The sequence below is a fragment of the Alcanivorax sp. HI0083 genome (assembly GCF_001635175.1).
Genome location: NZ_LWFX01001219.1, coordinates 1 through 8,425 on the forward strand (window position 1 = coordinate 1; position 8,425 = coordinate 8,425).

The window sequence follows — 8,425 nt, forward strand, 5'->3', positions numbered from 1 at the left end:
CCACCGCCACCACTAGCACTTTGTTGACATGCTCACCGGCCTGGTGATCCTTGGCGCGGGCGGAACTGCTGACCATGGTGTTATGGGCCGTACAGGCAGTCGCCAGCAGGGCTACCACGAAAACCATCAGGAGACCTTTTATTCTTGCTATCATCTCTCTTCCTCGTTGAGTTTCTTGACCTTGCCTCGGCAATGACGCACGTTTTGCGCAGCCGGAGACTATTATGACCGAACAGATGATCCATCACACCACGGATGATAACCATGTTGTCGCCATCCACCACTGGCCCTGCGAATCAGCCACAGCCAGGGGCACGCTAATCTGGCTGCACGGCATGTCCGAACATGGCTCACGTTACCAGAATCTGGCCCGTACCTTGAATGCAGCCGGTTGGCACCTGTATTGCCCGGACCATCGCGGTCATGGTGACAGTATTAACGAGGACAGCCCCGCTGGGCACATAGGTGACCAGCACGGCTGGCAACATCTGGTCAATGACGCCGCCAGCGTCATTCACCTGGCCAAAGAACAACACCCACAGTTACCGCTCGTTCTCGGCGGCCACAGCATGGGCTCTTTTATCGCGCTGGGCACAGCAGAGCAACACGGTGACGCCCTCTCCGGCCTGGTAATGTGCGCCAGCGATTATCATCCCGGTGCCTACTACCGGTTAATGTCCCTGCCCATCCTGTTCGAGCGCATGCGCCGGGGCAAACGCAACCCCAGCCCGCTGATACACAAGCTCACCTTTGGCACCTGGGCAACCCAGGTACCGGACCCGACCACCGATTTCGACTGGCTGAGCAGCAATGCCGAAGAAGTGAAACGTTATATCGATGATCCACTGTGCGGGTTCGATTGCAGTACGGAAACCTGGGTGCAACTGGTAACCGCCATGCGTCGCATACAGAGCATTTCAGGGCTGTCCGAACTGCCGGAAAACTTGCCCGTACTACTGCTGGGCGGTGAACAGGACCCCATGAGCGACAACGGCAAGGGCATGATGGCCCTGGAGAAAGTGTTGCATGCCATGGAGCAACCGCTGACCACGCACTTCTGGCCTGAAGGCCGGCATGAAATCCTCAACGACCACTGCCGTGACGAAGTGCACCAGGCGATCACCGAGTGGCTGGGAAGTCTCTGAAAAACCGGGTCACGTGCGACATAAAAAAACCGGGCAAAAAGCCCGGTTTTTTTTTTCAAACGCCTGGCGTTACTTGAACAGACTGTTCTTGATGTCCTTCAGCCCATCCAGGGTGCTATCCCAGGTTTTTTCCACGCTGTCTTTCACTTCTTCCCAGCGAGTATTGCTGTCGTTACGCACCTCATCCAGCTGCGCAGACAGTTCCTTGCGCTTCTCTTTCAATTCCAGCTTACGGGTTTCCCACTGGTGGCGGACATCCTCACCGGCTTTATCCGCCTTGACTTGCAGCTGATCGAATTCATTGTCCAGTTCGTCCAGCTTGCCTTTTACCTTTTCGATGAAAGTGTTGCGATCCATCACAATCTCCTTCAATGAGTGGTACCCCAGATGGTGGGGCCCATTTCCGGCTTTTCCATGGCATAGTTGTAAAATTCAGGTTAAAGCTGAGACTGCTCCTGCTCGCCCAGCGCTGACACATAGCCAAGATAGCGGTTCTTGATCTCCCGCACGTACTTCACCGGCTCAGTACCACGCACATAGCCATAGCGGGCCTGGCGGGCATACTGGGGTTTGGACAATAACAGCATGGCCTGCTCCACGTGCCCGAACCACTTGTCCGGGTTTTTACCGATGCGTTGCGCCAGACGGCGGGCATCTTCCACGTGGCCATGCCCAGCATTGTAAGCCGCCAGCGTAAAATACAATTTTTCCGCCAGGTCCAGGCGAGCGGGAAAGCGTTGTTCCAGCCAGTCGATATAAGCCAGCCCCGCTTCCACGCCATTTTTCGGGTTAGTCAGATTACTGTAACCAAATTGCCGGCCGGTACGGGGCATCACTTGCAACAGCCCCTGAGCACCTGCAAAAGAGCGCGCGTTCGGATTAAAACGGCTTTCCTGGTACATCTGGGAAGTAATCAGGCGCCAATCCAGGCCATACTTAAGCGACTCTGAACGCACCAGCTCATCATAGGGGGAAATATCCCGACCTGGTTCTACCCGGTAGGCCTCATGGGTGGCGATGGTTTTCTTTTCCTTGAAATACCGGTTGTAGGTCACGTTATAGAACAGCCCCCGATAACCACGCTTTATATAGCTATTGAGCTGCTCACGTAAGGCTTGCTGGGACTCTCGGGTAACCCAGGCGATCTGTTTGGCCGGTTCGAACTGGAACAATACAGCGATGTCATCCCGGTAGGTGGATTCCATGGCAGCCAGATGGCTATCGGCCATGGTCAGGTCGTAATCACCGTTGGCCACGCCATCAATCAACATTTCCGTACTGGCGTTCTCCACTTCCAGAATCTCGAACGTGCCCCCCGCCTTTTGCAACGCTTTGAGCGTGTCGTAATAGGCCGTTTCCGGGTTCACTGCCACCGTGCGCCCGGCCAGTCCTTCCACCGTATCCAGCGAGCTCTCGCCGGCTTCACCAATAAGCTGCTCATTCACTTCCAGATAACGTTCACTGAAGGACCAGCCTGCGCTCTGACGCTCTGGCGTGACGGTCATGGAGGCGGCGATAACATCGCCTTCCCCCGCCTCCAGCGCCGCAAACATGGAGGACGGCGTATCGTGCACAATAACCCGCACACGCAAACGATGCTGCTTGGCAAAGTCCTTGATCAGGTCGTAATCAAACCCCATCAATTCACCGCGCCACATAAAATAGCTGGCCGGGTTATTGGAGGTGATAACTCGCAACACCCCTTTTTCGCGAATGTCCGCCCAGCCGCGTTCTTCTTCACTGTCCACGGAGGTAATGACCCGCTCACTGGTGATGTACTGGTTGATCTGATCCAGTAATTCGCTGCTATCCGAGCGCACGGCCCAGGCGATACGACGTTTGCGATTGACCACCGGTCCGGCCACGGCCTCGCCATCCTCTTCAAGCAAGGCATCGAGCATGTTGCTGTCGACGATACTTGCCGCCAGCTCACCATTTGCCACACCGTTAACCAATTCCTCATCTGAGATATTGCTGTCCAGCACTTCCACGCTGACATTGTCGTGGCGCTTGGCCAGTTTGGTGGCGGTTTCCAGATAAGCGGACCCTTCCGGTACCGACAGCGTCACCTCCCCCATCTCCGTTAGCGGCAGGTCCGCCAGCGCCCGCGGTACCACCATGCGTTCCTGTACAGCGTTTACCGGGGTAGAAAAGGCGAGGTTCTTCCGACGCTCCTTGGTCACCGAATAATTGGTGATAATGATGTCAGCCATGCCCTGATTGATAAGGGTGCTCAACTCACCAAAATTGTCGGCATACACCCAGCACGGCTCCAGCCCGAGGTGCTCGACGAATTCTTCCGCCTGCTGCTGGTATTCGCTGGCCGGGACGCCATCGCGGGGCAGCCCTGAGGGCTCGTCAAACCGGGGGGCCAACAACCGAACAAAGCCCCGTTCCTTCAGCGCAGGCAAATCACCGGTTTCCTGGTAATTTTTAAAGGTGCTGACGACCTCTCCCACCTCCGGCTCCTTGTCGCAACCGGCCAGCAGCGTGACACCGAGACATATGAGGATGAATATGCCTGTTCGCATGGGTGCCCCCCCTTTCCCTTCTAGTGTTTATTTCTTAGCTCAGGGTACCAGCCTATGCCCATCAGGCGATACTTTTTAGGTGATCCGTACTTATCTCCGAAAACGGCGTTTGCGGCTATACACCCCAGAAGCAGTTAACCAGTACGCTATTTGTGCTCAAGACAGCCAGGAAGCCTCTGAAAACGCCGGCGCCCGGAACAAAAAAAGGCCTGAACCTCTTCGGTGACAACGCATTCTTTTCAGAATCATTGCAACCGGTTTGGTTCAGGCCTTTTCTTGCCCCGAGGCGCTATTGCTAGCCTTCGGAGCCGGGCCCCGTGGGGGCCCTTTCCTTATTTACCTGCTTTGCCGATCAGGGCGTACCGACACAAACATCGTGCACACGGAACGCTTTGTTGGCATTCACCAGACCAGCATAGTCCAGCTGAATGGAATCGAACGGCTGGCTAGATGCCGGAGCAGCAATGAAACGCTGATCCGAGTTGGCACCCAGGCCCAGCAAGTCCAGATCCAGCAACCCGCCGCCTACGGTAGCACTGTCCACTTCCACACCGTCGTTGAAGAAACGAATGGTTGTGAAATTGCCAAGCAGTTCCAGATTGAGCAGCTGGGAGGTCGGATCGCTGACCACAAAGCCGACAACGCTGTCTGCAATATCCACGGACTGGTCAATGGCGTCCGCCGCCACAAACCCGCCACCGTAGACCAGTGCCGCGCCAATATTGATCTGTGCGAAAGTCGCGTTATTTCCGTCAATTGCCTGGCCCTCGTCATCCACGGAGCAACCCAGGCATACGCCCAGCACACCGCTGTCTGCCGTGTAATCCGTATTGGCCAGCTGCTGGAAAGTGGTGGTAGCGGAACAGGTGAAACCGTCGTCGTCACAGACATCGCCTTTACCATCACCATCGCCATCAGCCTGATCTTCATTAGGAATCATCGGGCAGTTGTCAGAGACATCCGGAACGCCATCGCCATCGGTGTCAGTGGGATCACCGCCACCGCCATCACAAACGTCACCAATGCCGTTACCGTCGCTGTCCGCCTGGTTCGCGTTGGCAGCCAGTGGGCAGTTATCAGTGTCGTTGTCCACGCCGTCACCATCACGGTCGTCGTCACACACATCACCAATGCCATCCAGATCCAGGTCAGCCTGGTCAGTGTTAGGAATGTTCAGGCAGTTGTCATTGGTATCAAGGATGGTGTCACCGTCGCGGTCGTCTTCGCAGACGTCGCCGATACCATCGGTATCCGTGTCTTTCTGATCCGCGTTTGCCGTGAACACACAGTTGTCATTGGTGTTATCCACACCATCGCCATCCGCGTCGTCATCACAAACATCACCGATACCATCGTTATCCACATCACCCTGTTCCGGGTTGAAAATGGCAGGACAGTTATCTACCCCATCGTCGATACCGTCGTTGTCCTGGTCGTTGTCCTGATCACAGGCATCGCCAATACCGTCGCCATCAGTGTCATCCTGAGTCGGGTTGGCAACCAGCGGACAGTTGTCAGTGGGGTTGTCTTCCCCGTCACCATCACGGTCGTCATCACAGACATCGCCGATACCATCACCATCCTGATCTTCCTGCATGGCATTGGGGTTAGCGGGACAGTTGTCCACGTTATCGGGAACGCCATCATTGTCCTGGTCAGCATTATTACCAACCGGAGTGTTGCCGCCACTGCTGCCATCTCCATCCGCTTCACAACCAGCCAATCCAAGACCCAGCAAAGCAGCCAGCATGATTACAAAAAACGATTTGCTATACATATTCATGACTATTCTCCTACTGCTCGCTAACGCGGAATTCAACGCGACGGTTCATGGCACGGCCTGATGAGGTCTCATTGCTGGCAACCGGAACCACTTCACCATACCCACGAGCGGTCAGACGCTCTGCTGCTATGCCATTATCAATCAAGTACTGGCGTACAGCCTTGGCACGTTCATCGGAAAGGGTTTCGTTGTATTCAGCGCTACCGGTGCTATCCGTGTGGCCTGCAATCTCGACATCGAAGTTCGTCTGAGATTTCAGCGCTTTGACAAGACGGTCCACTAGCGGACGGGAGGTCGCGGTGAGCTTGGCAGAATTGAGCTCGAAGCCAATGTTGTTGAAGGTAATGGTCTGGTTGGTTAACAGACAGCCATCGCCATCCACCTTGCCGCCGGCAATGGTGTTCGGGCACTTGTCACGGTTGTCAGGAATACCGTCGCCATCACTGTCGGCAGCGGCCACTTCCACAACTTTCTCGACTTCACGGGTTTCGTAGACAATTTTTTCCACTTCGACAATCTTGGTCTGGCCGAGAGGTACTTCCAGACCCAGAGAGAAGCGCCAGTCGTTGAACCCGCCTTCATCTTCAGATGCCGTGCCGGTAATACCGTCGAAATCGTCATACATATAACGGGCTTCAGCGCGCAACTTCAGGCCGTTATCAAAAATAGGACCGGTAACCGCACCCAACCCCACATTGGCGTGCAAATCAAAGCCATCATCATCGTCTGGCACCACATCGTTGTAGATGCCACCGATCTGGGCCAGAACGAAAGGCGTAAAGCCTTCGCGGTCGCCAAAGGCATAGGCCACACCGGTACTTACCGTGTACTGGTAATAATCCGCAGCGCCTTCGACACCGGAATCCAGGCCATACCCGGCACCTTCGGTTTCCCACCACCAGTGATCGGATAATTCACGGCCATAGACCAAACCGGCACCCAGCCCCTTGCGAGACAGATCCCGATCTTCGTCCAGTACCAGATAGTGCAGCATGGGCGCGACATACTGCCGCGTGTTGGGCTCTTTCATGTCCTCTGCGGCAATCGCTTGCGTCGCTAATGCGACACTCGCTGCCAGCATGGATATACGCGTGCTTCCTTTCATGACTACCCCCCTTGGGTATGAATGATCTGTGCAACCATTGGAATAGGTGGGGAAAGAAAAAAAAATAGGCGTCCGGTGCCGTTGCGTTGGAATATTGTTGTGAACCCGTTCATGTTCCTGCTTTCTGTATCTAAGCGTATCTTTTCGTATCCTTCACGCCCGCTCAGCAACAAAATGCACCCGTTTGCACCAACAGCACCAAATTGGTACTTTGGTGCAAATTATAAGAAAGCCGGATTATGAAGCCCACACACCCACGCCGTATCCGCCGCTGGCTGCTGGTCATTGTCGCTCTCATTGTTATCGCCGCCCTGGCCCATACCGCCTGGCCGTTTCTTTTTTTTCCCCGTCAGCAGGTCGACATTCACCTTGGCGAACCACTTGCGCCCAGCCAGGCCACCGCGCCGTTGGCAGGCATTGCAGAACGGGACATCACCCCGCCAATAGGAATACCCAAATTCGGTTATTCCGCCTGGGCCAAACCTGCAGATGGTTTTCGCACCCGATTGAAAGCAAGGGCCTTTTATTTACATGCGCCCGGGCAAACACCGCTCGCTATCGTGCAACTGGACCTGGGCACCGGCTCTCTGCCGCTTCACCATCGCGTGGCAGAACGCATCGCAAAGAAAACCGACGTGCCTGCACACGCGTTATCTTTACTGGTGACCCATACCCATTCCGGCCCGGGGCAGTATCTGGGCAGTGACTTCTATAATGTCTTTGGCAGCAACAAACCCGGCTTCGACCCGGCCTTGTTTGAATACCTGAGCGAACAGATTGCCGACGCGGTCATCGCAGCCTATACCTCCCGACGGGAAGCCCGCTTCGCAGTGGGCCAAAGCGACATCCGGGGCTATACCCGTAACCGTTCCATGGGCGCCTGGGCGAACAATTTCCCTGACGGCCAGCACCTGGATGACGACCCGATGATGGCGGTCAACCCCACCATGACCCTGCTGCGCATCGACCAGAAGCAAGGTGATCGCTTTGTTCCTGCCGGTGCGCTTAGCCTGTACTCCATTCATGGCACCGCCATTCCCCCCTTTACCCGTCCTTACCACGCCGACGTCTGGCACTGGATCAGTGGCACACTGGAAGATGAACTGGCAAGCACAGCCCCCGGCTTTATCCATGGCGCCGCCCAGGCCACCCACGCCGACAATAACCCGGCCTGGCACACAAACCAGCGTGGCGACCTGGAAGCACAACGTATTGGCACCACTCTGGGCGAACACGCCGTACAATTGTTTCACTCACTGGATAACCAGCTCACCGGCACACTGGACACCGCTATCGCCAGCCGCCAACTGAACCTGCTGGAGCAGATCGACACAGGGCGCTTCGGACTCTGTGAGCGCGCCATAGCCGGCGCCGCCGTCGCCGGGGCCGCCAATGGCGATGAAGTGTTTCCGATTTCCTACTTGCCCTTTCTCAAGGAAGACTGGCCTCGACACTTTTTCACCGACAACTGCCAGGGCGTAAAACAGTGGATGCTCTCCAAGCTGCAACTGCTGTTACCCGCAGAACGCTTCCCCCATCAGGCCCTGTTCCAGATCGTGCGTATCAACGAGCTGGTCATCGTGCCGCTGCCCTGGGAAATCACCCTGGAAAGCGGTAATCGCCTGCGCAATGCCGTTACCGATACCTTGCCCGCCGGCACGAACTGGAAAGTAGAAGTCTCCAGCCTGGCCAACGGCTATTTCGGCTATGCCGTCACCCCCGAGGAATACCAGCGGCAATATTACGAAGGCGGCCACACGCTCTACGGCCCCCATACCCTGGATTTCCTGATTGGCCAGAGCAGCGAACTAAGCCGCGATCTGCAACAAAGCGGCAACATCAGCGGCAACATCAACGACAT

Annotated in this window: 6 protein-coding genes; 2 read left to right on the forward strand and 4 right to left on the reverse strand. The window is 55.9% G+C overall.

Translation table 11 applies throughout. The features are described 5' to 3' along the window. Positions 1 to 224: 224 nt before the first annotated feature. Positions 225 to 1,145, forward strand: coding sequence for an alpha/beta fold hydrolase (locus A3754_RS17725; protein WP_063520762.1), 921 nt, complete (start codon positions 225 to 227; stop codon positions 1,143 to 1,145). Between the two features lie 69 nt (positions 1,146 to 1,214). On the opposite strand, the gene A3754_RS17730 is transcribed toward A3754_RS17725, so the two are convergent. The 4 genes from A3754_RS17730 to A3754_RS17745 all read right to left on the reverse strand — a co-directional run bounded on the left by A3754_RS17730 (position 1,215) and on the right by A3754_RS17745 (position 6,564). Continuing rightward, the gene (locus A3754_RS17730) at positions 1,215 to 1,502 is read right to left on the reverse strand and encodes a hypothetical protein (RefSeq protein WP_063520763.1); all 288 of its coding nucleotides are present in this window, start codon (positions 1,500 to 1,502) and stop codon (positions 1,215 to 1,217) included. Between the two features lie 80 nt (positions 1,503 to 1,582). After that, a complete protein-coding gene (locus A3754_RS17735) occupies positions 1,583 to 3,676 on the reverse strand; it encodes a transporter substrate-binding domain-containing protein (protein WP_063520764.1) in 2,094 nt (697 codons plus the stop codon). A 352-nt stretch (positions 3,677 to 4,028) separates the two neighbouring features. After that, positions 4,029 to 5,459, reverse strand: a complete 1,431-nt coding sequence (locus A3754_RS17740) for a thrombospondin type 3 repeat-containing protein (protein WP_063520765.1) — start codon at positions 5,457 to 5,459, stop codon at positions 4,029 to 4,031. Between the two features lie 10 nt (positions 5,460 to 5,469). Continuing rightward, the gene (locus A3754_RS17745; RefSeq protein ID WP_063520766.1) at positions 5,470 to 6,564 is read right to left on the reverse strand and encodes an OmpA family protein; all 1,095 of its coding nucleotides are present in this window, start codon (positions 6,562 to 6,564) and stop codon (positions 5,470 to 5,472) included. 239 nt (positions 6,565 to 6,803) lie between these two features. Between A3754_RS17745 and A3754_RS17750 the strand changes: the two genes are divergently transcribed. Next, positions 6,804 to 8,425 (forward strand): neutral/alkaline non-lysosomal ceramidase N-terminal domain-containing protein (locus A3754_RS17750; RefSeq protein ID WP_063520767.1); only part of this gene is annotated, 1,622 nt, incomplete at its 3' end.